This window comes from Escherichia sp. KTE172 (genome assembly GCF_000408845.1).
Taxonomy (GTDB): Bacteria; Pseudomonadota; Gammaproteobacteria; order Enterobacterales; family Enterobacteriaceae; genus Escherichia; species Escherichia coli.
Map to the genome: position 1 here is coordinate 4,763,393 of NZ_KE137316.1, position 22,905 is coordinate 4,786,297.

At 51.3% G+C, this 22,905-nt stretch carries 23 protein-coding genes; 9 read left to right on the plus strand and 14 right to left on the minus strand.

Annotated elements, in window-relative coordinates:
* Positions 1-84 precede the first annotated feature (84 nt).
* The 4 genes from dinG to ybiE all read left to right on the plus strand — a co-directional run bounded on the left by dinG (position 85) and on the right by ybiE (position 4,577).
* Complete coding sequence (gene dinG / locus G434_RS01855) at positions 85-2,235, plus strand: ATP-dependent DNA helicase DinG (RefSeq protein WP_001309370.1); 2,151 nt, start codon at positions 85-87, stop codon at positions 2,233-2,235.
* 27 nt (positions 2,236-2,262) lie between these two features.
* Positions 2,263-3,225, plus strand: coding sequence for a DNA-binding protein YbiB (ybiB, locus tag G434_RS01850; RefSeq protein ID WP_000386513.1), 963 nt, complete (start codon positions 2,263-2,265; stop codon positions 3,223-3,225).
* A 140-nt stretch (positions 3,226-3,365) separates the two neighbouring features.
* The gene (hcxB, locus tag G434_RS01845) at positions 3,366-4,451 is read left to right on the plus strand and encodes a hydroxycarboxylate dehydrogenase HcXB (protein WP_000443544.1); all 1,086 of its coding nucleotides are present in this window, start codon (positions 3,366-3,368) and stop codon (positions 4,449-4,451) included.
* A gap of 66 nt (positions 4,452-4,517) precedes the next feature.
* Positions 4,518-4,577: a protein YbiE gene (ybiE, locus tag G434_RS30555; RefSeq protein WP_211180490.1), complete on the plus strand. Its 60-nt coding sequence runs from the start codon at positions 4,518-4,520 to the stop codon at positions 4,575-4,577.
* A 102-nt stretch (positions 4,578-4,679) separates the two neighbouring features.
* On the opposite strand, the gene ybiJ is transcribed toward ybiE, so the two are convergent.
* The 5 genes from ybiJ to mcbA all read right to left on the minus strand — a co-directional run bounded on the left by ybiJ (position 4,680) and on the right by mcbA (position 9,071).
* A complete protein-coding gene (ybiJ, locus tag G434_RS01840) occupies positions 4,680-4,940 on the minus strand; it encodes a DUF1471 family protein YbiJ (protein ID WP_000849302.1) in 261 nt (86 codons plus the stop codon).
* 264 nt (positions 4,941-5,204) lie between these two features.
* Positions 5,205-5,471 (minus strand): C4-type zinc finger protein YbiI, encoded by a 267-nt coding sequence (ybiI, locus tag G434_RS01835; RefSeq protein WP_000146357.1) that lies wholly within the window; start codon positions 5,469-5,471, stop codon positions 5,205-5,207.
* A gap of 73 nt (positions 5,472-5,544) precedes the next feature.
* On the minus strand, positions 5,545-6,222 hold the full coding sequence (gene ybiX, locus G434_RS01830; protein WP_000990140.1) for a PKHD-type hydroxylase YbiX: 678 nt from the start codon (positions 6,220-6,222) through the stop codon (positions 5,545-5,547).
* Positions 6,223-6,263: 41 nt separating this feature from the next.
* On the minus strand, positions 6,264-8,546 hold the full coding sequence (locus G434_RS01825; protein ID WP_000430000.1) for a catecholate siderophore receptor Fiu: 2,283 nt from the start codon (positions 8,544-8,546) through the stop codon (positions 6,264-6,266).
* A gap of 264 nt (positions 8,547-8,810) precedes the next feature.
* The gene (mcbA, locus tag G434_RS30110; RefSeq protein WP_000710619.1) at positions 8,811-9,071 is read right to left on the minus strand and encodes a DUF1471 family periplasmic protein McbA; all 261 of its coding nucleotides are present in this window, start codon (positions 9,069-9,071) and stop codon (positions 8,811-8,813) included.
* A 275-nt stretch (positions 9,072-9,346) separates the two neighbouring features.
* On the opposite strand from mcbA, the gene rlmF reads away from it, so the two are divergent.
* Positions 9,347-10,273 (plus strand): 23S rRNA (adenine(1618)-N(6))-methyltransferase RlmF, encoded by a 927-nt coding sequence (rlmF, locus tag G434_RS01815; protein ID WP_001305954.1) that lies wholly within the window; start codon positions 9,347-9,349, stop codon positions 10,271-10,273.
* Here the strand turns inward: rlmF and ybiO are convergent.
* From ybiO to rhtA, 6 genes are all read right to left on the minus strand, one after another.
* Entirely contained in the window at positions 10,270-12,495 is a 2,226-nt protein-coding gene (gene ybiO / locus G434_RS01810) for a mechanosensitive channel protein (protein ID WP_001267252.1), read from the minus strand. The two genes, rlmF and ybiO, sit on opposite strands and share 4 nt — an antisense overlap.
* A gap of 260 nt (positions 12,496-12,755) precedes the next feature.
* Entirely contained in the window at positions 12,756-13,478 is a 723-nt protein-coding gene (glnQ, locus tag G434_RS01805) for a glutamine ABC transporter ATP-binding protein GlnQ (RefSeq protein ID WP_000569080.1), read from the minus strand.
* Positions 13,475-14,134, minus strand: coding sequence for a glutamine ABC transporter permease GlnP (glnP, locus tag G434_RS01800; protein WP_001159065.1), 660 nt, complete (start codon positions 14,132-14,134; stop codon positions 13,475-13,477). The genes glnQ and glnP overlap by 4 nt, the downstream gene beginning before the upstream one ends.
* Before the next feature lie 138 nt (positions 14,135-14,272).
* The gene (gene glnH / locus G434_RS01795) at positions 14,273-15,019 is read right to left on the minus strand and encodes a glutamine ABC transporter substrate-binding protein GlnH (protein ID WP_000843866.1); all 747 of its coding nucleotides are present in this window, start codon (positions 15,017-15,019) and stop codon (positions 14,273-14,275) included.
* Positions 15,020-15,422: 403 nt separating this feature from the next.
* Positions 15,423-15,926, minus strand: coding sequence for a DNA starvation/stationary phase protection protein Dps (gene dps / locus G434_RS01790; protein ID WP_000100800.1), 504 nt, complete (start codon positions 15,924-15,926; stop codon positions 15,423-15,425).
* A 298-nt stretch (positions 15,927-16,224) separates the two neighbouring features.
* Positions 16,225-17,112 carry a threonine/homoserine exporter RhtA gene (gene rhtA / locus G434_RS01785; RefSeq protein ID WP_001446792.1) on the minus strand — a complete coding sequence of 296 codons (888 nt, stop codon included), beginning with the start codon at positions 17,110-17,112 and terminating at the stop codon, positions 16,225-16,227.
* Positions 17,113-17,346: 234 nt separating this feature from the next.
* On the opposite strand from rhtA, the gene G434_RS30115 reads away from it, so the two are divergent.
* Together G434_RS30115 and ompX are read left to right on the plus strand one after the other, a co-directional pair.
* The gene (locus G434_RS30115) at positions 17,347-17,412 is read left to right on the plus strand and encodes a protein YliM (protein ID WP_120795379.1); all 66 of its coding nucleotides are present in this window, start codon (positions 17,347-17,349) and stop codon (positions 17,410-17,412) included.
* Between the two features lie 52 nt (positions 17,413-17,464).
* A complete protein-coding gene (gene ompX, locus G434_RS01780; RefSeq protein ID WP_001295296.1) occupies positions 17,465-17,980 on the plus strand; it encodes an outer membrane protein OmpX in 516 nt (171 codons plus the stop codon).
* 48 nt (positions 17,981-18,028) lie between these two features.
* On the opposite strand, the gene opgE is transcribed toward ompX, so the two are convergent.
* Positions 18,029-19,612 (minus strand): phosphoethanolamine transferase, encoded by a 1,584-nt coding sequence (gene opgE / locus G434_RS01775; protein ID WP_001054646.1) that lies wholly within the window; start codon positions 19,610-19,612, stop codon positions 18,029-18,031.
* Positions 19,613-19,883: 271 nt separating this feature from the next.
* A complete protein-coding gene (gene mntS / locus G434_RS01770) occupies positions 19,884-20,012 on the minus strand; it encodes a manganase accumulation protein MntS (protein WP_001001761.1) in 129 nt (42 codons plus the stop codon).
* Between the two features lie 185 nt (positions 20,013-20,197).
* On the opposite strand from mntS, the gene mntR reads away from it, so the two are divergent.
* Positions 20,198-20,665 (plus strand): manganese-binding transcriptional regulator MntR, encoded by a 468-nt coding sequence (gene mntR, locus G434_RS01765; RefSeq protein WP_000091016.1) that lies wholly within the window; start codon positions 20,198-20,200, stop codon positions 20,663-20,665.
* The gene (locus G434_RS01760; RefSeq protein ID WP_000056477.1) at positions 20,662-21,780 is read left to right on the plus strand and encodes an anion transporter; all 1,119 of its coding nucleotides are present in this window, start codon (positions 20,662-20,664) and stop codon (positions 21,778-21,780) included. Before mntR ends, G434_RS01760 begins: the two co-directional genes overlap by 4 nt.
* A gap of 57 nt (positions 21,781-21,837) precedes the next feature.
* Here G434_RS01760 and ldtB read toward each other — a convergent pair whose 3' ends face one another.
* Positions 21,838-22,758: a L,D-transpeptidase gene (gene ldtB / locus G434_RS01755; protein WP_001056384.1), complete on the minus strand. Its 921-nt coding sequence runs from the start codon at positions 22,756-22,758 to the stop codon at positions 21,838-21,840.
* Positions 22,759-22,905 lie beyond the last annotated feature (147 nt).

Here is a 22,905-nt window from a genome sequence, read left to right on the forward strand (position 1 = left end):
TTTCCAGAAACAGAAAAACCATTACCCCTGAAAACCGAAAAATGCCACAATATTGGCTGTTTATACAGTATTTCAGGTTTTCTCATGGCATTAACCGCCGCGCTTAAAGCGCAAATTGCCGCCTGGTATAAGGCGCTTCAGGAACAGATCCCCGACTTTATTCCCCGTGCGCCGCAGCGGCAGATGATTGCGGACGTCGCCAAAACGCTGGCCGGAGAAGAAGGGCGGCATCTGGCGATTGAAGCTCCCACCGGCGTTGGGAAAACGCTCTCCTATTTGATCCCCGGCATCGCCATTGCCCGCGAAGAGCAAAAAACGCTGGTGGTGAGTACCGCCAACGTGGCGTTGCAGGATCAGATTTACAGCAAAGATTTACCGCTGCTGAAAAAGATCATTCCCGATCTTAAATTCACTGCCGCTTTTGGGCGTGGGCGCTACGTTTGCCCGCGTAATCTGACGGCGCTTGCCAGTACTGAACCCACGCAACAGGATCTGCTGGCGTTTCTTGACGACGAACTGACGCCAAATAATCAGGAAGAGCAAAAACGTTGTGCGAAACTTAAGGGCGATCTCGATACTTATAAATGGGATGGTCTGCGCGATCATACGGATATTGCTATAGATGACGATCTCTGGCGTCGTTTAAGTACCGACAAAGCCAGCTGCCTCAACCGCAACTGTTATTACTATCGCGAATGCCCGTTTTTTGTCGCTCGTCGGGAGATTCAGGAAGCGGAAGTGGTGGTGGCAAACCATGCGCTGGTGATGGCGGCGATGGAAAGCGAAGCCGTATTGCCTGACCCGAAAAATTTACTGCTGGTGCTGGACGAAGGTCATCACCTGCCGGATGTGGCGCGGGATGCGCTGGAGATGAGCGCCGAAATCACCGCGCCCTGGTATCGGCTGCAACTGGACTTGTTCACGAAACTGGTCGCTACCTGTATGGAGCAGTTTCGCCCGAAGACCATCCCACCGCTGGCGATCCCCGAGCGTTTGAATGCGCATTGTGAAGAGTTGTATGAGCTTATCGCCTCGTTAAACAACATTCTCAATCTCTACATGCCTGCCGGGCAGGAGGCAGAACACCGTTTTGCGATGGGCGTACTACCTGATGAAGTGCTGGAGATCTGCCAGCGGCTGGCAAAACTCACCGAGATGCTGCGTGGTCTGGCGGAGTTATTTCTTAACGATTTAAGTGAGAAAACCGGCAGCCATGACATTGTACGTCTGCATCGGTTGATTTTGCAGATGAACCGCGCGCTGGGGATGTTCGAGGCGCAAAGCAAACTCTGGCGGCTGGCGTCTCTGGCGCAATCTTCCGGTGCGCCGGTGACCAAATGGGCGACGCGGGAAGAGCGCGAAGGGCAGCTACATCTCTGGTTTCACTGTGTGGGTATTCGTGTCAGCGATCAGCTGGAAAGGCTGCTGTGGCGCAGTATTCCGCACATTATTATCACTTCCGCGACCTTACGTTCGCTGAACAGTTTTTCGCGTTTGCAGGAGATGAGCGGGCTGAAAGAGAAAGCGGGCGACCGTTTTGTGGCGCTGGATTCCCCCTTTAACCACTGCGAACAGGGCAAAATTGTTATTCCCCGGATGCGCGTTGAGCCTTCCATCGACAACGAAGAGCAGCACATTGCTGAAATGGCAGCCTTTTTCCGTGAGCAGGTGGAGAGCAAAAAACATCTCGGTATGTTGGTACTGTTTGCCAGCGGACGGGCGATGCAGCGGTTTCTCGACTATGTGACGGATTTACGCCTGATGTTGCTGGTGCAGGGCGATCAGCCGCGTTATCGCTTAGTTGAACTGCACCGCAAACGCGTTGCCAACGGTGAGCGTAGTGTGCTGGTGGGCTTACAGTCCTTTGCCGAAGGACTTGATTTGAAAGGTGATCTGCTCAGCCAGGTGCATATCCACAAAATCGCTTTTCCGCCCATCGACAGCCCGGTGGTGATCACCGAAGGGGAATGGCTGAAAAGCCTCAACCGCTATCCGTTTGAGGTGCAAAGCCTGCCGAGTGCCTCGTTTAACCTGATTCAGCAGGTTGGGCGACTGATTCGAAGCCACGGTTGCTGGGGCGAAGTGGTGATTTACGATAAACGCTTGCTCACCAAAAACTACGGCAAGCGGCTACTGGATGCATTACCGGTATTTCCGATAGAGCAACCGGAAGTCCCTGAAGGTATAGTTAAAAAGAAAGAAAAAACGAAATCCCCACGCCGTCGGCGGCGTTAATGATGTGAGTCAGGTAAGGAGTCGTAAATGGACTATCGCAAAATCATTAAAGAGATCGGGCGCGGGAAAAACCACGCGCGCGATTTAGACCGGGATACTGCGCGCGGCCTGTATGCCCATATGCTCAATGGTGAAGTCCCTGACCTTGAGTTGGGCGGCGTATTGATTGCGCTGCGTATCAAAGGGGAAGGGGAAGCAGAGATGCTCGGCTTTTACGAAGCCATGCAAAATCACACCATCAAGCTGACGCCGCCTGCAGACAAGCCGATGCCGATTGTCATCCCCAGTTACAACGGCGCGCGTAAACAGGCCAACCTGACGCCGTTGTTGGCGATTCTCCTGCACAAACTCGGTTTTCCTGTGGTGGTTCACGGGGTTAGCGAAGATCCAACCCGCGTGCTGACAGAAACCATTTTCGAACTGATGGGTATTACGCCAACGTTGCACGGCGGGCAGGCGCAGGCGAAGCTCGACGAACATCAACCGGTGTTTATGCCTGTCGGCGCGTTTTGCCCGCCGCTGGAAAAACAACTGGCGATGCGCTGGCGGATGGGCGTGCGTAACAGTGCACATACCCTGGCGAAACTGGCGACGCCATTTGCCGAAGGTGAGGCACTGCGTCTTTCCAGCGTTTCGCATCCGGAATACATTGGACGCGTCGCGAAGTTCTTTAGCGATATCGGCGGGCGGGCGTTACTAATGCATGGTACTGAAGGTGAAGTGTATGCTAATCCGCAACGCTGCCCGCAGATCAATTTGATCGACCATGAAGGGATGCGGGTGCTGTATGAAAAACAGGACCCTGCTGGTAGCGAGTTACTGCCGCAAGCAAAAGATCCGGAAACCACGGCGCAGTGGATTGAGCGTTGCCTGGCTGGCAGCGAACCGATTCCCGAATCGCTGAAAATCCAGATGGCTTGCTGCCTGGTGGCTACGGGGGAAGCGGCAACTATCAGCGATGGCCTGGCGCGCGTTAATCAGGCATTTTAATTTTTATCTCAGCCGGATGAGCCACGTCATCCGGCTTTTACCCCACCGTAATATGAAATTCCTGCATCTTTATTGACCTTCCCGCGCCCGGCGTGCAGCATAAAAAAACAACAAACACATAACATAAACAGGAGTTAACCATGGAAAGTGGTCATCGCTTTGATGCTCAGACGTTGCACAGTTTTATTCAGGCTGTATTTCGTCAGATGGGTAGCGAGGAACAAGAAGCGAAATTAGTTGCCGATCATTTAATAGCGGCAAACCTGGCAGGGCATGATTCACATGGTATTGGCATGATCCCAAGCTATGTGCGTTCCTGGAGTCAGGGGCATCTGCGAATTAACCACCATGCCAAAATCGTTAAAGAGGCGGGGGCGGCGGTCACGCTCGATGGCGATCGCGCATTTGGTCAGGTCGCAGCACACGAAGCGATGGCGCTGGGGATTGAGAAAGCGCATCAGCACGGTATTGCTGCCGTGGCGCTACATAACTCGCATCATATCGGCCGTATCGGTTACTGGGCGGAGCAGTGTGCAGCAGCGGGGTTTGTCTCTATCCACTTTGTTAGCGTGGTCGGTATTCCAATGGTCGCGCCGTTCCACGGTCGCGACAGCCGCTTTGGCACCAATCCGTTCTGTGTGGTTTTCCCTCGTAAAGATAATTTCCCGCTGTTGCTTGATTACGCCACCAGCGCCATCGCATTTGGCAAAACCCGCGTCGCCTGGCATAAAGGCATCCCCGTGCCGCCAGGTTGCCTGATTGACGTTAACGGCGTGCCGACGACCAATCCGGCGGTAATGCAGGAGTCGCCGTTGGGTTCGCTGTTGACCTTTGCCGAACATAAAGGCTACGCCCTTGCAGCAATGTGTGAAATTCTTGGTGGGGCGCTTTCTGGCGGTAAAACGACGCATCAGGAAACGTTGCAAACCAGCCCCGATGCCATTCTTAACTGCATGACCACCATCATCATCAATCCGGAGCTGTTCGGCGCGCCGGATTGTAGCGCGCAGACCGAAGCCTTTGCCGAGTGGGTGAAAGCCTCGCCGCATGATGACGATAAGCCGATTTTGCTACCGGGCGAGTGGGAAGTTAACACGCGTCTCGAACGGCAGGAGCAGGGGATTCCATTGGATGCGGGAAGCTGGCAGGCCATTTGTGATGCGGCGCGGCAGATTGGTATGCCGGAAGAGACGTTGCAGGCTTTCTGTCAGCAGTTAGCCAGCTAAAAAAAAGCCCGTCCAGTGGCGGACGGGCAAACAAGGGTAACATAGGATCAATGAGGGTTAGAGCATATGCGTCTGTCGGCAAACAGACAGGGAAATACTTGTGCTGGACGTAGCGTAAACGCCTGATCCAGCCAACGGTTCGGATTTTGTAGGTCTGATAAGACGCGGTAGCGTCGCATCAGGCATCTGTTGCCGGATGCGGCGTAAACGCCTTATCCGTCCTACGAATTACTTATAAATTACCGCAGTACCACTTAATTTATTGGTGTTGGTGGCAGAAGTGATGCTGTATCCACTAGCACCGGCTGCCGCCGCTTTCTCAGCCAGTTTCGCTTCCAGGGCATCGAGGGTGGATGCGCCATCGGCAGAAACCACGCCGATTTTATTCATGTTCTGTGCCTGGGATGCCGTTACCGGTTCCGCGGCAAACACGCCAAATGACAAAGTTGACAGAGCCATAGCAGCAACAACAGTATTGATAGTTTTCATAATTAATCTCTCGCAGGTGATTTTTGTATAAGTGACGTTGTTTCGTCGATGTGATGAGTATCACGTTTTTTTACGAGAGATAAAATCGAAGAGAATTGACCGCCTTGTTCAAATAAATTGATTGATATCTAACATACTGATAACCCATTTATTTGTTGAACTTATGGACTTGTTTTATGCAGCGTGGCAGTCACGACAGCGTTAAAGGCACGGAATGCCACGCAAAATACAAATTATACTCGCTATACATCCCGCCAGTTGTAGTTAACGTAACTGGCTGTCTTTCGAACCTCTGCGATTATATCCTGTATAAGCTGGTTTTTGTAAATCTTTCTCCTGCTGACAATGAATGCATAAGCGCACACCAGGAATGGCTTCCCGACGGGCTTGCGGGATGGGGGCTCCGCACTCTTCACATTCATACAGGCTTTCACCACGCGGAATTTCACCCCGAGCGCGGGCAATCGCATCTTCAATTGTACTGTTGATCTGTTCGTTGACGGCGTCATCGTTAGCCCAACCGGATGCCATATCGTCCTCCCCATATCAATACTTGTACAGTTAAGTGTAGCTAATATAGGGACGAACTCGGGCAGTTCAAGCGTCAGATCTCCGACCATTCCCGCAGCAGATTATGATAAAGATTGAGCAGCGACAGGATCTCTTCACTTTCGCCGTAGCGGCTTTTCAGCGACTGAATATTGTTGTCCAGATCGAACAGCATGGCGCGCTTTTTATCATCGCGGATCATCGACTGGATCCACATAAATGATGCCACTCGTACGCCGCGGGTTACGGGCGTCACGCAATGCAGGCTGCTGGAGGGATACAACACCAGATCGCCTGCCGGAAGTTTTACCCGATGTTGCCCGAAGGTGTCATTAACGACCAGTTCGCCGCCGTCGTAGCTTTGTGGATCGCTTAAAAACAGCGTGGCAGAAAGGTCAGTGCGCATCCAGCCGTTTTGTGGGTGACTGCGTACTGCGCCATCCACATGAAAACCATAAGTTTCATTGTTCTGATAGCGATTAAACAGCGGCGTGGAAAGGGTATGCGGCAAGGCAGCGGCAAAGAACAATGCATGTTGGTTAACCGCGTTCAGCACCTCATTTTGCAGTGCGGCGTATAACGCGCTGCGGGTGTCTACCTGTTGATTGTTCTTAACTTGCGCACCTTGTGCGCCGGTGGTGACGCGTCCATCCACCCATTCGGCTTGTTCCAGTTGTTCGCGAAAACGGGCGACGTCCTTTGGCGATAGCACGCCGGGAATGTGGTACATCATACAAGTTCTCCAAAAAGTGGGGCCTGCGCCCCACATCTGAATCAGAAATGCATATTGGCCGTGAGCAAGAAGGTTCTTGGCTCGCCCGGGTGATAACGGTAGCCGCTCTTGTTGATTGAGGCGACGTAATCGGTATCAAACAGGTTGTAGACGTTTAGCTGGAAGTCGAGATTGCGATTAACCCGATACCCCAGTTTAGCGTCGGCGACCCAATAACCTTCGGTAAACGCTGGCGTTCCCACCGCGCCGTCAGAACCTTTATGCATACTGCCGATATAGCGTGCGCCCGCACCAACAGAGATATCATCGGTTGCCTGATACTGGCTCCATAAGGTAAAGGCGTGCTCCGGGGTATACGGCAGCGATGAGGAACCATCCTGGGCAACATCTTTGCCGTTTTTGATGGTTGCTTTTTGCTGGGTATAGCCGCCAATCACCTGCCACGCGGGAGTGATATTCCCGGCCACGGATATCTCATAGCCTTCGACGCGTTTCTTACCGTATTGCGAGTAAGTTCCGTCATCATTTTGCTCAACTTCATTTTCGATATCAGTACGGAACAGCGCGGCGGTGAGCAACAGGCGTTTATCCAGAACCTGCCATTTGGTGCCAATCTCGCTGGTGTTGGCTTTTTGTGGTTTAAAATCGGTGCGGTTGGCACTGTTACCGCTGCCAGACTGCGCAAGGGCGAAGTTGTTGCCGCCCGGAGGCTGCTGGGAAACGGCATAGTTAATATAGACATTGCCGTTTTCCGTCAGGTGATACAGCGCCCCGGCTTTCCAGTTCACCAGATTGCCCGACTTAGCGGTATCGACGGTGGTGACCGGAGAACCTTTTGCCATGCCAGCAGGGCAGGTGATGGCACCGCGTCCGCTGCCGCCGCAGGCGGTGGCACTGTCATATTCAGTATGATAATTATCCAGACGGATCCCGCCGTTCAGCTCAAAATCACGGGTGATTTGCAGCGTATCGAAGGCGTAAATTGCGAAGGTATCCGTCTGACCATTGGCGTTTGCGCCGTTGCGCGTCAGGCCGCCGGGATGAATGCTGCTGTCAGGATGATAAATATTTACCGCAGGTAACGTCACCGGATTAACGCCGTAGTTAGTCTGCGTTTCACGGGTAAATTCCACGCCGGTACTGACATCATGACCGATAGAACCGGTATAGAACGTCGAGGTCAGGTTGGTCTGGTTGGTGAGAATTTTATTACTCACATCTTTAGTATTCGCCGTGCGTGACCAGGTCCAGCTATTCACATCGCTGGTGGGCTGGGTAATATTCGACGCCCCGCCCATAATCGCCGTCATCAGGTAATCCTGCTTCACGCGCGACCAACGGGTAGTATTGCGAATGGTGGTGTTATCGTTGATGTCGTGCTCAAAACGCATAGTAGCGGTGTCGGTGGTCGAATCGTCGTAATCGGAATCCGTGCCGTAAAAGTTATGAGTATCAACTTTTCCGGAATGATTCAGAGCCGCTGTTCCCGCAGATGGGGCAGAATAACCCGGTAAACCGATGGTCGGAATGCCGCCGTCTGGCGTGTTGTGCTGGGTGACATGCAGATAATTAAGATACAAACGATTCGCTGTACCAAGGCCAAAAGCGACAGAAGGGGCGACGCCGTAACGCTCATTTTTGATTTTGTCGCGTCCGGCATCGTGCGTTTTTTCGCCCATCACGTTCAGGCGCACCGCAGTGGTATCACCAATGACCTGATTGACGTCCAGCGTGCCGCGGCGGAACCAGGCGCTGCCAATACTCGCGGAGGCGTCAATGCCCGAATCATTGCGCGGCTGCTTGCTGATCATATTGATCGAGCCCGTCGGTGCGCTGCGCCCGTAGTCGGTGCCGGACGGCCCTTTAATCACTTCGACCTGCTCGGTATTGAAGGTGTCGCGCGAGACGCTGCCGATATCGCGAATGCCATCGATATAAATACTGTTAGAGGTATCGGCACCGCGCATATAAATGGCGTCGCCAGTGGTGGAGTTACCGTTCTCACCCGCAAAAAACGCACCCACGCCGGGGACGTTTTTGAGCGCGTCGGTAAGGTTGGTTGCGCCCTGATCTTTAATCACTTGTTCAGAAATCACCGTCATCGTGCGGGTAGTATCCGCTACCGGACGCGAGAATTTCGGATCGGCAGATTGTTGTGGCGCATAAAGCGAAGGCGTTGATGCTTCGACAACCAGCGTGTCATCCGCGTTTGCTTGCCCTTCGGCGGCGAGTGCCTGAGCCACAGGCGTGATGCCAATACAAAGACCGGCAAAGAACGTGAGCGAATGAAATTGTCTGGCAGGGAAATTGCGATTGTTTTCCATTTTGCAGGTGACTTTTTCTTATATGTTGAAATTTTCACTGCCACGAGAAAGCCTCTCTGCGGATGCGATGCCACTGTTAATCTCGTGATAGCGTTCGTGCAAGTGATAATAATTTTGATAAGCATTATCACTTGGCGCGATTTTCTATCACCCATTGCGCGAAAAAGAAATACATTTATTTACATTGCGTTCATATTTGATGTTTTTTGATTACAAAACAGGCGAAAACTGCATCCAGAGGCGAATGCAGTTACGTTGGTGGGGTTATTTGTAGATGGTTGCAGTACCGAACATCTGGTCATTTCCGCCCGCGGAATTAATGACATAACCTTTCGCGCCTTGCTCGCGCGCTTTTTCTGCCAGTTTATCCTCCAGATCGCTTAGGTTTGATGCGCCAGTTGCCGAAACGGTACCGGCGGGCCGTAGCTGACCGCTGTCCAGGTTACTCATCGGTTGCGCGGCATAAGCCGTGAGAGAGATTCCGCTCAGGACGGTGGCAATCAGTAGTGTGAGGCACTTTTTCATAATGACATCCTCATAAATACAACGGGTAGTGCCTGATAAGTGTAGGTCGCCTGGGCGATGAAAATGACGCAAAAAATTGACAGAGATGCGCTTGTTTTTTGAACGATATATTTTTACAAAACAAGACAAATCAATGACATGCATAATGATGATTTTTATGATGAATTGCCATAAACCATAGCCATGTGAAGGTTTATAGAAATGATAAACGCAGCCAGATATTTACCCTGTCGCGTTATGCGGGTATCTTACGCCGCTGCTTAAAGGAGAATGCTATGTCCGCCCAGAAACCGGGGTTGCATCCGCGCAACCGTCATCACAGCCGCTACGATCTCGCCACGCTTTGTCAGGTCAATCCTGAACTCAGGCAATTCCTCACGCTTACACCCGCCGGGGAGCAAAGCGTAGACTTTGCCAATCCGCTGGCGGTGAAGGCGCTCAATAAGGCGTTGCTGGCCCATTTTTACGCCGTAGCGAACTGGGATATCCCCGACGGTTTTCTCTGCCCACCAGTACCGGGCCGGGCGGATTATATTCATCACCTTGCCGATTTACTGGCAGAAGCAACAGGATCAATTCCAGCGAATGCCAGCATTCTGGATATCGGTGTTGGTGCGAACTGTATTTACCCGCTGATTGGCGTACATGAATATGGCTGGCGTTTTACCGGTAGTGAAACCAGCAGCCAGGCGTTAAGCAGTGCGCAGGCGATCATCAGTGCTAATCCGGGGCTTAACCGCGCCATTCGTCTGCGTCGGCAAAAAGAGAGTGGGGCGATTTTTAACGGCATCATCCATAAAAACGAGCAATACGACGCGACCTTGTGTAACCCGCCATTCCACGATTCCGCCGCTGCGGCACGGGCAGGTAGTGAACGTAAACGCCGTAACTTGGGGCTGAACAAAGACGATGTACTGAACTTTGGTGGTCAGCAACAGGAGTTGTGGTGTGAAGGCGGTGAAGTCGCTTTTATCAAAAAGATGATTGAAGAGAGCAAAGGCTTCGCGAAGCAGGTGATGTGGTTTACCTCACTGGTATCTCGTGGTGAAAACTTACCGCCATTGTATCGTGCCCTGACGGACGTTGGCGCGGTGAAGGTGGTTAAAAAAGAGATGGCCCAGGGGCAAAAGCAGAGTCGCTTTATTGCCTGGACCTTTATGAACGACGAGCAGCGCCGCCGTTTTGTCAATCGCCAACGTTAAAGCGTTGGCTCCCCCGGCGGCAGCGGTTCAGCCGGGGACGCGCCCGGAGCAGGCAGCACCTGATAAGTCTGTACCGGCGCGCGAACACCCGCCAGGTCGAAATGTTTTTTCACCTGGCTGTCGAGGGCAAAGCGGACCGTCCACTGTTTGAGTGGCAGCGTGGTGAACGAAACACGCAGTGTAAATGCGGTATTGCTTAAGCCGACAATCCCGGCAAAGTTCGGTTCACCGATAATCAACCCGCGAATTTCTTCGTTTTCCATCAATTCAGCTACCGCATCTTTCAGTGCCTGATTGGCTTTATCAGCATCTTCATGGCGATCAACATCGTAATTTGCCACCACCGAACCAATGCCGCGGACGAAGTTAGCAAAGGTGGTTATCGAAGACCACGGAATGATGTGATACGCCCCGGTATCCTGACGCACGCCCACGGAGCGAATCGACATCCGTTCCACTGTGCCGGTCAACGGCCCGATAGTCACCAAATCTCCAGTGTTCATGCCGTTTTCAAACTGAATAAATACGCCGGTGATAATATCTTTCACCAGCGTTTGCGAACCAAAAGAGATAGCCAGCCCCAATGCACCGGCACCTGCCAGCAATGGTGCGATATTGACGCCGATTTCCGACAACACAATCATGATGGTGATGGTACTGATAATCACCGCCAGCGCGTTACGGAACAGCGTCAGCAGGGTACGCGTACGGGCGCTGGGTAGCGGGCGGCCATGAATATCCGAAGCCAGCCGGTTTTCGATCAAACTGGCGAGCACCGTCCAGCCAACCGCCGAGAAGAAAAGAATGAGTGCGATACGGATCAGGATATCTACGGTTTTCTGCCCCGCACCGTTTTGCAGCCAGTTCCAGAAATCGAACAATCCCCATGCGCTCAACAGCAACATTACCGCCACGCAGACGGTCAGAATACGCGCCGTTTTCAGCGCCGCCGACAGCCAGCCATTCAACCGTTTTTGCAGCTCCGGATAGTTACGCTGAGTATGTGGCGAGAGAGTGATGGTTTTCGCCAGCCAGCGGGAAAACATACCGGAAACAAATGCTGCGATACCAATAATCGCCAGGCTGCGCACCGTTGCACCCATCATAAATTTCAGGCTGTTGCCCGGATCGAACAACGAAAAGAAAAACAGCACGATAAAATAGGCGCTTGCCAGCCAGTGCCACACCAGCGCAAAGGCGCGGATAAACAGGCTGAAAAAGGCCAGCGAATGCTCCGCGAAGTTGAGCAAATGCTGGGTAATCTCTTTTTTATTACGAAAGATCAGGTACAACGCCCAGACCGTCATGCACAGCATAATGATGACGTTCGCCAGCGCACCTATCTGTACATTCACCTGATTAGAGATAATCGGCACGGCCACAATCAGGCCATAGCCAATCAGGCTGCTTAACCAGCTCAGGCGACGACTCCAGTAACGGGCGCTCTCGTCCTGAATCGTGAACGGGCGCAGCTCCGCCACGTTTGGGCAAAAAATCAGGCGTAGTACAGCTTTGAAAAATTCAATCAGGGCAAAGGCGTTGAGAAACAAACTTTGTTGGAAAGCGATGGTGCGACTGCCCGCATTCAGGTTGTCGCTTAAAACCTGACCGACAAATAATGTCAGTGCCAGTAACAGCAGGTCGATAATAAACGCCCCGATAATCATCGCCGGAAGCTGCAACCAGTTACTGCGCTCACGATTTTTTTGCCGCGCCCACTGGCCCATTTTGCGATACAGCGGAAGTGCGCACAGGCGAATCAGCCAGTAAAAACCAAACACTAATACCGCTAACATTGAAAAATGGGTCAGCGCATTGCTGAAGGTTTGTGGATTAAACGGCTTATGCGGGGAGCCGGTGATATTGCGATAAAGTTGCCCGAAGCGGGCGGAAAGGGCTTCACCATAATGGCGGCTGACTTCGGTGACCTTTTGCAGCACGGTTTGCTCTTCAACCAGCGTCGGCGGCACGATCTTTGGTACCGGTTCCGCAGGGGGCGTAGCGGCGACGGTGCGCAACTGGTCGATCAATTCTTTACGCGAGGTGTCATTATCCAGCACATCCGCCAGTGCGCCATAGGCCGCTTTTTTTTGTTCGATATCCGGTTCCGGGGCCGGTTCAGTCGTTGAGTCCGTTGTCGTTGTGGTTGTAACGCCGGGTATGGATACCGCGTGGGCAGGTGCGCCCAGCAGGCAGAAGAGGATGAACAGGATCCACCGCATGACTCCTCCAGTGAGAAAACAGAGCAAAAAGATAAGTATAGATGCTGGGGGAGGGGCGATTTTAAATGAGAGGAATCTGGTGTGCCTCCCTTTCGGGGGAAAGGGAGGAAGGGATATTAAGCAGGTTGCTGACAACGTGCGGGCTTTTTTGCCGGATGCGGCGTGAACGCCTTATCCGTCCTACAAGTTCATGCAATTTTAATAAGTTGCCAGATATCCTGTAGGCCTGATAAGCGTAGCGCATCAGGCAATGTGTCTTATTAAGAGACGTGCTGCAAAAATTCCTGCAAGCGCTGGCTCGGCGGGTTCTTGATCAACACCTGCGGATCGCCATCTTCCGCAATCCGGCCTTTGTCGATAAAGATAAGGCGCGAAGCTACTTTCTCGGCAAAACCGATTTCGTGGGTCACGATCACCATCGTCATCCCTTCTTCAGCCAGATCCTGCATAACCTTCAGCACTTCATGGCGCAGTTCCGGGTCAAGAGCGGAAGTCGGTTCATCAAACAGCATCATTTTCGGCTTCACCGCCAGCGCGCGGGCGATGGCCACACGCTGCTGTTGACCACCAGAAAGTTCGGAAGGGTAGTGATGTGCACGTTCTGCCAGACCGACTTTCGCCAGCAGCTCACGCGCCAGTTTTTCCGCCTCTTCTTTGTTCGCGCCACGCACGCGTAGCGGACCAAACATCACGTTTTCCAGCGCCGTCAGATGCGGGAAGAGGTAAAACTGCTGGAACACCATACCCGCTTCCTGGCGAATCAGGCGCTCGTCAACTTTCGGATCGTTAACCTTCAGGCCATCGACAATCAGATCGCCGGAGGTGATTTCTTCCAGTTTGTTGATGCAGCGCAGCAGGGTCGATTTACCGGAACCGGACGGCCCGATAATCACCACGACTTCGCCCTGAGCAATGTTCAAATCGATATTGTGCAGCACCTGGGTTGGACCAAAATGCTTGGAGACGTTTTTAAATTCAATCACAGGATTTTCATCCTTCTTTCCAGACGACGCAGAATAAAGCTCAGCACCAGGGTAATAATCAGATAGAACACCGCCACGGCGCTCCAGATCTCAAGGGCGCGGAAGTTACCGGCAATAATTTCTTGCCCCTGACGGGTCAGTTCCGCCACGCCGATCACAATAAACAGCGAGGTGTCTTTAATGCTGATGATCCACTGGTTACCCAGCGGCGGCAGCATACGACGCAGTGCCAGCGGTAAAATGACGTAGCGAATGGTTTCCCAACGTGAAAGACCGAGCGCCAGTCCTGCTTCACGAAAACCTTTGTGAATAGACAGCACCGCACCACGCGTGATTTCCGCAATGTACGCGCCGGAGTTGATCATGATGGTGACCACCGCCGCAGTAAACGGGTCGATGCGTAAGTCGTTAAACGCCATCGGCAGGGCGAAATAGATAAACATCACCTGGACGACGATAGGTGTGCCGCGGATCACTTCAATAAAGACCAGCGCGACGTGGTTGGCTATCCAACCACCGAAGGTGCGTGCAAAACCTGCCAGCAATCCGATCACCAGGCCGCCAGCCAGACCGAGGACCGAGATCCACAGGGTCATTTTGGCACCTTCAATCAGAAGCGGAATGGCAGGCCAGATGGCACTCCAGTCAAACTGCATATGTTGTTCCTGTTACCGTGGTGTAAATAATCAAATTCAGGGTAATTAATGGCCCCGGAGCGGGTTTGCGCCCCTCACCCTAATCCTCTCCCCAGAGGGGAGAGGGAACTGCCAGTGCGCCTTACAGGCGTAGCGTTATTATTTCGGTTCAGTACCGAACCATTTTTTGTAGATTTCGTTGTAAGTTCCGTTCTCGCGCAGGGTTTTCAACGCGCCGTTGACTTTGTCACGCAGCTCGTCGCTACCTTTCGGGAACGCAATACCGTATTGCTGTGCTTCCAGAGAGTCACCTACCGCTTTGAACTGACCGTTACCGGCGGTTTTGATGAAGTACAGAATGTTTGGCGTATCGTGCAGAACGGCATCTGCGCGGTTGGTGCCCAGTTCCATATAGGCGTTATCAATGTTCGGGAACTGACGCAGATCTTTAGTTTTGATGTTTGCTTTCGCGTAATCAACGGAGCCAGTGCCGCTCTTCACCGCAACCACTTTCCCGTCGAGATCTTTCACGCTTTTCACATCGTTATTGTTAGCTTTCACCATCACTAACAGGCCGCTTTTGTAGTAGCCGTCAGAGAAATCGATCGCTTTTTTACGCTCGTCGGTAATGGTGATGCCCGCCAGCGCCAGATCGACGTTTTTGGTTTGCAGTGCCGGAATGATCCCACTGAAATCCATCGGCTTCAGTTCGTAATCCAGCTTCAGCTCTTTAGCGATGGCAGCCCACAGATCAACGTCAAAGCCCACATATTTATCGCCCTGTTTAAATTCAAACGGAACGAAGGCGGTATCCGTCGCGACAACTAATTTTTTATCCGCGGCATGAGAAGAAACCGCAAAAGCCAGGGTCAGTGCAGCCAGTGAAACTTTTAATACAGACTTCATAGCATTTCCTTTTTTCTATCCACGGGACGATCCCCTGCGTGACATTCACATATATGAAAAAATCGTGCCAGTTTTGCAACTCATTGATTTATCGAGATGCGGTAAAAACGTGATGCACGATTTATAGGGCAATACCCTGAAGATGCACCATTCTGGGGCGCCAAACTGGTGCGCTAAAATTGTGCACTCAACACAGTGATTATTTAGCGTAAAACCTGATGAAAAAACAATCTTTATGTAACGATTGTGTGATGATGTGGATACAAAAAATTTACTTAATCAGCTGGAGATAGCAGATGGATGCACTAAATAAGTGCGTTGAGGCGGGCTGCAAAACAAAACGGCCTCCTGTCAGGAAGCCGCTTTTATCGGGTACTAAAGTTCTGCACCATCAGCGATGGATTTATTCGATGTTAGACTCGATAAACCACAGGAATTTATCCAGGTCGCGAGACGCGGCGGTCAGGATATCTGCGGTGTCGTCATCTTTCGCTTCGCCAATCGCTTTGCGTACGTCATTAGCGACGATTGCGTAACGGTCAGCCAGCTCTTTCAGGTGATCCTGAACGTTGTGGATGTCCAGCGGGTAACTTTTCAGCGGAGTTTTGCTGTTGATAACTTGAGTGGTCCCCAGAGCTACACCGCCCAGCTGCACTGCACGTTCTGCCATGGTATCCAGATGATCGATCAGTGCGGTGCGGAAGCCATCCAGCATTTCATGTACGGCAATGAAGTTAGCGCCGCGCATGTTCCAGTGCGCTTGTTTGGTAATCAAAGAAAGATCAATAAACTGGATAACCTGGCGATTCAGCAACTCTACTGTTGCTTTTTTCTCGCTGTCGGAGACATCGTTGCGGGTATAAAGCAGATTGGTCGCTTTTGATTTAACTAATTTAGCGGTACTCATAATTTCATATCCTCTTGATGTTATGTCCCAGTAATTAACGAGACTAAGTATAGCACCGGCTATGTGTTCCGCTATTCTGGCTGTTCCTATCACACTAATAGTGGTAACAAGCGTGAAAAACAAAACTAATAAAAATTCAATGGGTTAGTTATATTGATAAGAACAATTCTTATTTATTGGCTCGCCAGGAATTTTCGGAATAAATATGCTTTTGCATAATTCGATATATAAAGACGGTGTAGAGGAAAAGTAGCGAGAAATTCTGCATGGTTATGCATAACCATGCAGAAATGTAAATTTAATTAATGTCTAATTCTTTTATTTTGCTCTCTTTGCGTACTGTCAGCGTAGACCCCATTGAAGCGGCGATGATAGCGCCGAGCGCCAGCAGCTGTATGGGTGTCAGTGTTTCTCCGAGGAAAATCATCCCGGAAACGGCAGCCAGCGCCGGTTCCATGCTCATCAGCGTACCAAATGTCCGTGTTGGCAAACGGGTGAGGGCAATCATTTCCAGCGAATAAGGCAGAGCGGTCGAGAGAATAGCGACAGCCAGACCCAATGGAATAACCGACCAGTGCCAGAGTGCTTCACCAGCCTGAAGCGCTCCAATTGGCACGAAAATTAACGCTGCAATCAACGAACCAATTGCCACCGTCGCAGGGCCATGTTCCGCTCCTGCGCGTTGCCCACTTAAAATGTAAATAGCCCAACAAGCCCCGGCCCCCAGAGCCAGCGCACAGCCGGTTAAATCGACATGGGAAACGTCTTGCCCCAGCGGTAGCAGGAACCACAGACCAAGAACCGCCAGAACAACCCAGACGAAATCTACCGGGCGACGAGAAGAGAACAGCGCCACCGCCAGTGGTCCGGTGAACTCCAGCGCCACCGCAATACCCAGCGGTACCGTCTGAATAGAAAGATAAAAAAGATAATTCATCCCCCCCAGCGAAACGCCGTAAAACAACAGCGGTAACCGCTGCTCTTTGGCAAAGCGCAGTCGCCATGGCTTAAAGAACGCGATGAGGAGCAGCGTTCCTAATGCCAGACGCAGCGCAGTGACACCCGGTGCGCCCACCAGAGGAAAAAGTGACTTAGCTAACGAGGCTCCACCCTGAATAGACGCCATGGCAACGAGCAATATGACTATTGGTAACCAGACCGGCATTTTACGTAATGAACCAGGCATCCTTTCTCCCACAAATATCTAGACTTAAGTAAAGCGTGGAGTGTACTGGATATACCCAATGCTGGTTGAGCATTTGTTGAAAAAATTTTCCCCCGTTTTGACTAAAATGCGCCAGGATTGATGGAATCATTAGTCTGGTGATTAGGAATAATCTGGATGAATGACAGGGAAAACATGCGTAATACTTACGCAGTTCTCTGAAAAAGTGATTTAAATTTAGATGGATAGCGGTGTATGGAAACGTTCTGTTACATGAAATGGCCCGTTAGACATCACAAATCGCGAAGAGTTTCCCATTAATTTTTGATATATTTAAAACTTAGGACTTATTTGAATCACATTTGAGGTGGTTATGAAAAAAATTGCATGTCTTTCAGCACTGGCCGCAGTTCTGGCTTTCACCGCAGGTACTTCCGTAGCTGCAACTTCTACCGTAACTGGCGGTTACGCACAGAGCGACGCTCAGGGCCAAATGAACAAAATGGGCGGTTTCAACCTGAAATACCGCTATGAAGAAGACAACAGCCCGCTGGGTGTGATCGGTTCTTTCACTTACACCGAGAAAAGCCGTACTGCAAGCTCTGGTGACTACAACAAAAACCAGTACTACGGCATCACTGCTGGTCCGGCTTACCGCATTAACGACTGGGCAAGCATCTACGGTGTAGTGGGTGTGGGTTATGGTAAATTCCAGACCACTGAATACCCGACTTACAAACACGACACCAGCGACTACGGTTTCTCCTACGGTGCTGGTCTGCAGTTCAACCCGATGGAAAACGTTGCTCTGGACTTCTCTTACGAGCAGAGCCGTATTCGTAGCGTTGACGTAGGCACCTGGATTGCCGGTGTTGGTTACCGCTTCTAATCACTTCGGTGATATAAAAAATCCGCCTCTCGGGGCGGATTTTTGTTTTTAAGGTTTCGGGTCGAAAATATCGGTTCCGAGATGGTTGTAATCCACCTTCTGTAACTGGAAGTTGGTGATGTATATCGGCCCGGCTTTCTTCTCAGATATAAACGGGTATTTGATGTTAATTTCCTTCGCTTTAATTCCCGTCCACTGCGAGAAAAAGCCTAAGAAGTCATTGGCTGAGCGGCGGGCTTTAATCACCCGATGCGCTTTATCGTCGCTGGAAATGACCATAAAAGGCACCTGGAAATTTTGCTGATACTTATCATCATGGGCAAGGTATTGCACGTCTTTGCCGCGCTCTTTAAAAGCCAGACCGTGGTCAGAAAAGTAAACCAGCGAGAAGCTGCTGCCGCTGTTGCGTAACTGATCGTACAGCTTGCGCAGTAAATCGTCTGTTTGCGTCATGGTATAGAGATAGCACGACGTTTCTTTCGATTGCACAAAGGTTTCGTATTTGCCTTGTGTCCGGTCGCAGGCCTGCGGATGTGAGCCCATCAGATGTAAAACAATCAGCTGCGGTTGCGAGTGCTCTTGCGCCAGCACTTGAGCGGTCATATCCAGTAACGCTTCGTCTTTCGTGTTTTTATCTGCTTCAAAATTACCTTCTTTCAGGAAGTACACTTCATCTGCACGTTTGGCGATGCTGGCGATGGCGGTATCGTATTCGCCGATTTGGCCCTGGTTGGAAAACCACCAGGTCTGGAAGCCCGCGCGATTTGCCAGGGTGACAAAGTTATCCTGAAACTGTGGTTTGCCATCGACTACGCGATTGAGCGTTAAGCCAAGCGATTTCTGCGTGGAGCCACTGGCGGCAATGTAGTCAGCAAATATCAAACCGTTAACACTGCTGGCAAACGGGGTATTGTTCCAGTGACCGCCAAAGGCACCGAGGGCATCGCGACGCGCGCTTTCACCGATCACCACCACATAGGTCTGATATTTCGGCTTAACGGCAGTGACCGTCCAGGTATCTTTCATTCCGGAAAGTTTTGCCATCCGTTCTTGCTCTTCAATCACCTCGTTATTATTGACGATGACATCCTTAGCAAAACGAAATACCGGATAGCCAGTATCTTTCAGTTTAAATACGCCGCCCCAGGCCAGGTTTTGCATGGGAGCAACAAAAAATGTCGCCACACTGAATACCAGACACAAGCTGTCGAAGGTATTCCAGCGCGCTTTTTCACTCTCTTTTTTTCGCCTGATTGCTATTACGCCGAGCGCAAAAATAAATAAGCCGACCAGGTAGCTGTACCACGGAAAAATCGTCAGGATTTCGGTCGACTCTTCCATATTGGTGGAGTGCAATGCCAGCAATGTATTGAAATTAGGCGCGCCGTAGGCCTGAGCAAAAGGGAAATAACAAGCCGCCACCAGCGAACTGACACCGACCAGAACTTTTTGTACGCCAGGCAATGTTCGCCATAGCAAAAGCAAAATAGCCGTAAATGCGGCGGTGTAGAGCAAACTGAAGGGGTAACCTAAGCCGAGGTTAATTAATAGCGACTGTAAAAAGTAGAACGCAGTCCACGGGCTAAATACCCGGCTACGGGTAACAAGCGATTCTTTGAGGGTTAAATTCATATGCCACTATCGTAACAAACGCCATGTGCTTACCCTGGCGTCAAGGGTCAATACCTGCAAGAGTGCGTGAAGAGGGGAAAGGGGTCCGCATCCGCGAGCCGCAATATACGCAGGGCTGCAAGAAGATAGAGCGAGCTGCCGTTCAGGTCAACTACTGACGAACAAATCTTTTGCGAAGGGGATTGCAAATCCGACAAAAAGTGGGGTTTTTCAGGGCAAAACGCGTTGTGCCTGCATAAAAGCAGGAGTGAAGCGGCGTACCGCGACGCCGCTATTTATCGGAAGGTTTATCTTGCTGCGGTTTGTTGTTGACCATATCGCACAACATAGAGAGCAGCATTAACCGTACTTTAAAGGGAGAATGACTAAACACGCGCATACACCTCTTGAACTCATTCATAAGACCTCCTGACTTGCTAATCCCGTCGATCCTTGAGGGATGATTGCATTACATACAGATATAGCACAGGCTATATTATATAGCTATTGCTAAAACGTTAATTTTTTGTACCTTCGCAACTCTGGTTTACAATGTGCGCACGAAATGAGAACGCTAGGTATGCGTCACCATAATGAGGAAGCACAATGAGTCGTCGCGCAGGTACGCCAACAGCAAAAAAAGTGACGCAGTTAGTGAACGTGGAAGAGCACGTTGAAGGGTTCCGCCAGGTCAGAGAGGCGCATCGGCGCGAGCTTATTGATGATTACGTTGAGCTGATTTCTGACTTGATCAGGGAAGTGGGGGAAGCTCGTCAGGTAGACATGGCTGCTCGTTTGGGAGTTTCGCAACCGACGGTGGCTAAAATGCTTAAGCGACTGGCAACCATGGGGCTGATTGAAATGATCCCCTGGCGTGGCGTGTTTTTAACGGCAGAAGGAGAGAAGCTGGCGCAGGAAAGCCGCGAGCGACATCAGATAGTCGAAAATTTCTTGTTGGTGTTGGGCGTCAGTCCGGAAATTGCCCGTCGCGACGCGGAAGGCATGGAGCACCATGTTAGTGAAGAGACGCTCGACGCTTTTCGTTTGTTTACCCAGAAACACGGTGCCAAATGAGCCTGCCTTTTTTACGCACGCTGCAAGGCGATCGTTTTTTTCAGTTATTAATTCTTGTTGGCGTCGGATTAAGTTTTTTTGTTCCCTTTGCACCGAAATCCTGGCCTGCTGCTATCGACTGGCACACCATCATCACCTTAAGCGGCCTGATGCTGCTGACTAAAGGTGTGGAGCTAAGCGGTTATTTTGATGTGCTGGGGCGCAAAATGGTGCGCCGCTTTGCTACGGAGCGTCGGCTGGCGATGTTTATGGTGCTGGCGGCGGCGCTGCTTTCTACCTTTCTGACCAACGATGTCGCGCTGTTTATTGTTGTTCCGCTGACTATCACGCTAAAAAGACTGTGTGAGATCCCGGTTAATCGGCTGATTATTTTTGAAGCGCTGGCAGTCAACGCTGGTTCGCTACTGACGCCAATTGGCAACCCGCAAAATATTCTTATCTGGGGACGTTCTGGTCTTTCGTTTGCCGGATTTATTGCCCAAATGGCACCACTGGCTGGCGCAATGATGCTGACGCTCCTGCTCCTGTGCTGGTGTTGTTTCCCTGGAAAGGCACTGCAATACCATACGGGGGTGCAAACTCCGGAGTGGAAACCGCGGCTGGTGTGGAGTTGTCTGGGGCTGTATATCGTCTTTCTGACGGCGCTGGAGTTAAAACAAGAGCTGTGGGGACTGGTGATTGTGGCGGCGGGCTTTGCGCTGCTGGCACGTCGCGTGGTGTTGAGTGTGGACTGGACGCTGCTGCTGGTGTTTATGGCGATGTTTATCGACGTCCATTTACTAACCCAACTGCCAGCTTTGCAGGGGGTGTTAAGTAACGTGAGTCATTTATCCGAACCCGGATTATGGTTAACGGCAATCGGTTTATCGCAGGTGATCAGTAACGTGCCGAGTACCATATTGTTGCTGAACTATGTGCCGCCGTCGTTGCTGCTGGCATGGGCGGTAAACGTGGGGGGCTTTGGTTTATTACCCGGATCGCTGGCAAATTTGATTGCGTTACGGATGGCGAACGATCGCCGTATCTGGTGGCGTTTCCATCTCTATTCAATACCGATGCTGTTGTGGGCGGCGCTGGTGGGATACGTTTTATTCGTTATGCTCCCGGCCTGGTAGGGTCTGGCAAATAAAAAAGGCGGATGATGAGTCCGCCTCTGTTTTACGTTTTGACGATTAATTCAGACGAACCGGCATCCCGGAACGATTTTTGATCGCTTCATCCAGAACAACCTGGTCAACATCTGGCTGACCGGTCACTGTCTGCACGCTCTTCGTCAGGGTAATTGGCACAATTTCCTGACCTTCAAACTGGGCTTCGGTGGTAGACAGCGGGTTATGGACTTCAATATAACGGCTGCCGTCTGGCTCGGTGGTCGCTTTTACCGGCTCATCAATAAACTGTACGCGAGTACCGACCGGCACTTTCTCGAACAGGAATTTGATGTCTTCGTTACGCAGACGCACACAACCATGACTTACGCGCAGGCCGATACCGAAGTTGGCGTTGGTGCCATGGATTGCGTACAGGCGACCGATGTAGAGTGCATACAGACCCATCGGGTTATCCGGACCTGCCGGAACGACAGCCGGAAGCGGTTCGCCCGCAGCGCGGTACTCTGCGTGCATTTTAGCGGTTGGCGTCCAGGTCGGGCCTGCTTTCTTACGCTCAACTTTGGTGGTCCAGTTGATAGGCGTGTCTTTGCCTAACTGACCAATGCCGATCGGCAGCACGATAACGGTGTTGGTCCCTTTCGGATAGTAATACAGACGCATCTCTGCACTGTTAATGACGATGCCTTCATGAACGGTATCCGGCAGGATCAGCTGCTGCGGAATGTTCAGTACAGTACCGCCTTTCGGCAGGAAGGTATCCACACCGGGGTTCGCTTCCATCATATTGGAAAGACCCATCTGGTACTCGGCGGCAAAATACTCCAGAGGCTGAGTGTTACCTTCAGGAATGGTGATCACCTGATTCTGACCAACCAGGCGACTCCCGTCGGTTGGCAGAGGATAAGTTACCGCAGAGGCGGTACTGCAAAAGCCGACAACAGCGAAGGCCGCTGCGAATAATGTTTTCAATTTCATATTCATGTTAAGCGAGATTTTGTGCCTGGCAGGCCATTGGGTTGAGAATATTAGAGTATTGGAAGCGCATTATAAGTTCATTCCTGCTCACAGTGAAATCAGATGTGTACGAAATCACATTTTTTGCCTTTGGCTTGAGTGTAGACCTTAAGC

Bases quoted from the DNA above. Each gene is read 5' to 3' on its own strand.
- dinG (WP_001309370.1), top strand. From the start codon at position 85: ATGGCATTAACCGCCGCGCTTAAAGCGCAAATTGCCGCCTGGTATAAG.
- ybiB (WP_000386513.1), top strand. From the start codon at position 2,263: ATGGACTATCGCAAAATCATTAAAGAGATCGGGCGCGGGAAAAACCAC.
- hcxB (WP_000443544.1), top strand. From the start codon at position 3,366: ATGGAAAGTGGTCATCGCTTTGATGCTCAGACGTTGCACAGTTTTATT.
- ybiJ (WP_000849302.1), bottom strand. From the start codon at position 4,940: ATGAAAACTATCAATACTGTTGTTGCTGCTATGGCTCTGTCAACTTTG.
- ybiI (WP_000146357.1), bottom strand. From the start codon at position 5,471: ATGGCATCCGGTTGGGCTAACGATGACGCCGTCAACGAACAGATCAAC.
- ybiX (WP_000990140.1), bottom strand. From the start codon at position 6,222: ATGATGTACCACATTCCCGGCGTGCTATCGCCAAAGGACGTCGCCCGT.
- G434_RS01825 (WP_000430000.1), bottom strand. From the start codon at position 8,546: ATGGAAAACAATCGCAATTTCCCTGCCAGACAATTTCATTCGCTCACG.
- mcbA (WP_000710619.1), bottom strand. From the start codon at position 9,071: ATGAAAAAGTGCCTCACACTACTGATTGCCACCGTCCTGAGCGGAATC.
- rlmF (WP_001305954.1), top strand. From the start codon at position 9,347: ATGTCCGCCCAGAAACCGGGGTTGCATCCGCGCAACCGTCATCACAGC.
- ybiO (WP_001267252.1), bottom strand. From the start codon at position 12,495: ATGCGGTGGATCCTGTTCATCCTCTTCTGCCTGCTGGGCGCACCTGCC.
- glnP (WP_001159065.1), bottom strand. From the start codon at position 14,134: ATGCAGTTTGACTGGAGTGCCATCTGGCCTGCCATTCCGCTTCTGATT.
- glnH (WP_000843866.1), bottom strand. From the start codon at position 15,019: ATGAAGTCTGTATTAAAAGTTTCACTGGCTGCACTGACCCTGGCTTTT.
- dps (WP_000100800.1), bottom strand. From the start codon at position 15,926: ATGAGTACCGCTAAATTAGTTAAATCAAAAGCGACCAATCTGCTTTAT.
- rhtA (WP_001446792.1), bottom strand. From the start codon at position 17,112: ATGCCTGGTTCATTACGTAAAATGCCGGTCTGGTTACCAATAGTCATA.
- ompX (WP_001295296.1), top strand. From the start codon at position 17,465: ATGAAAAAAATTGCATGTCTTTCAGCACTGGCCGCAGTTCTGGCTTTC.
- opgE (WP_001054646.1), bottom strand. From the start codon at position 19,612: ATGAATTTAACCCTCAAAGAATCGCTTGTTACCCGTAGCCGGGTATTT.
- mntS (WP_001001761.1), bottom strand. From the start codon at position 20,012: ATGAATGAGTTCAAGAGGTGTATGCGCGTGTTTAGTCATTCTCCCTTT.
- mntR (WP_000091016.1), top strand. From the start codon at position 20,198: ATGAGTCGTCGCGCAGGTACGCCAACAGCAAAAAAAGTGACGCAGTTA.
- G434_RS01760 (WP_000056477.1), top strand. From the start codon at position 20,662: ATGAGCCTGCCTTTTTTACGCACGCTGCAAGGCGATCGTTTTTTTCAG.
- ldtB (WP_001056384.1), bottom strand. From the start codon at position 22,758: ATGAATATGAAATTGAAAACATTATTCGCAGCGGCCTTCGCTGTTGTC.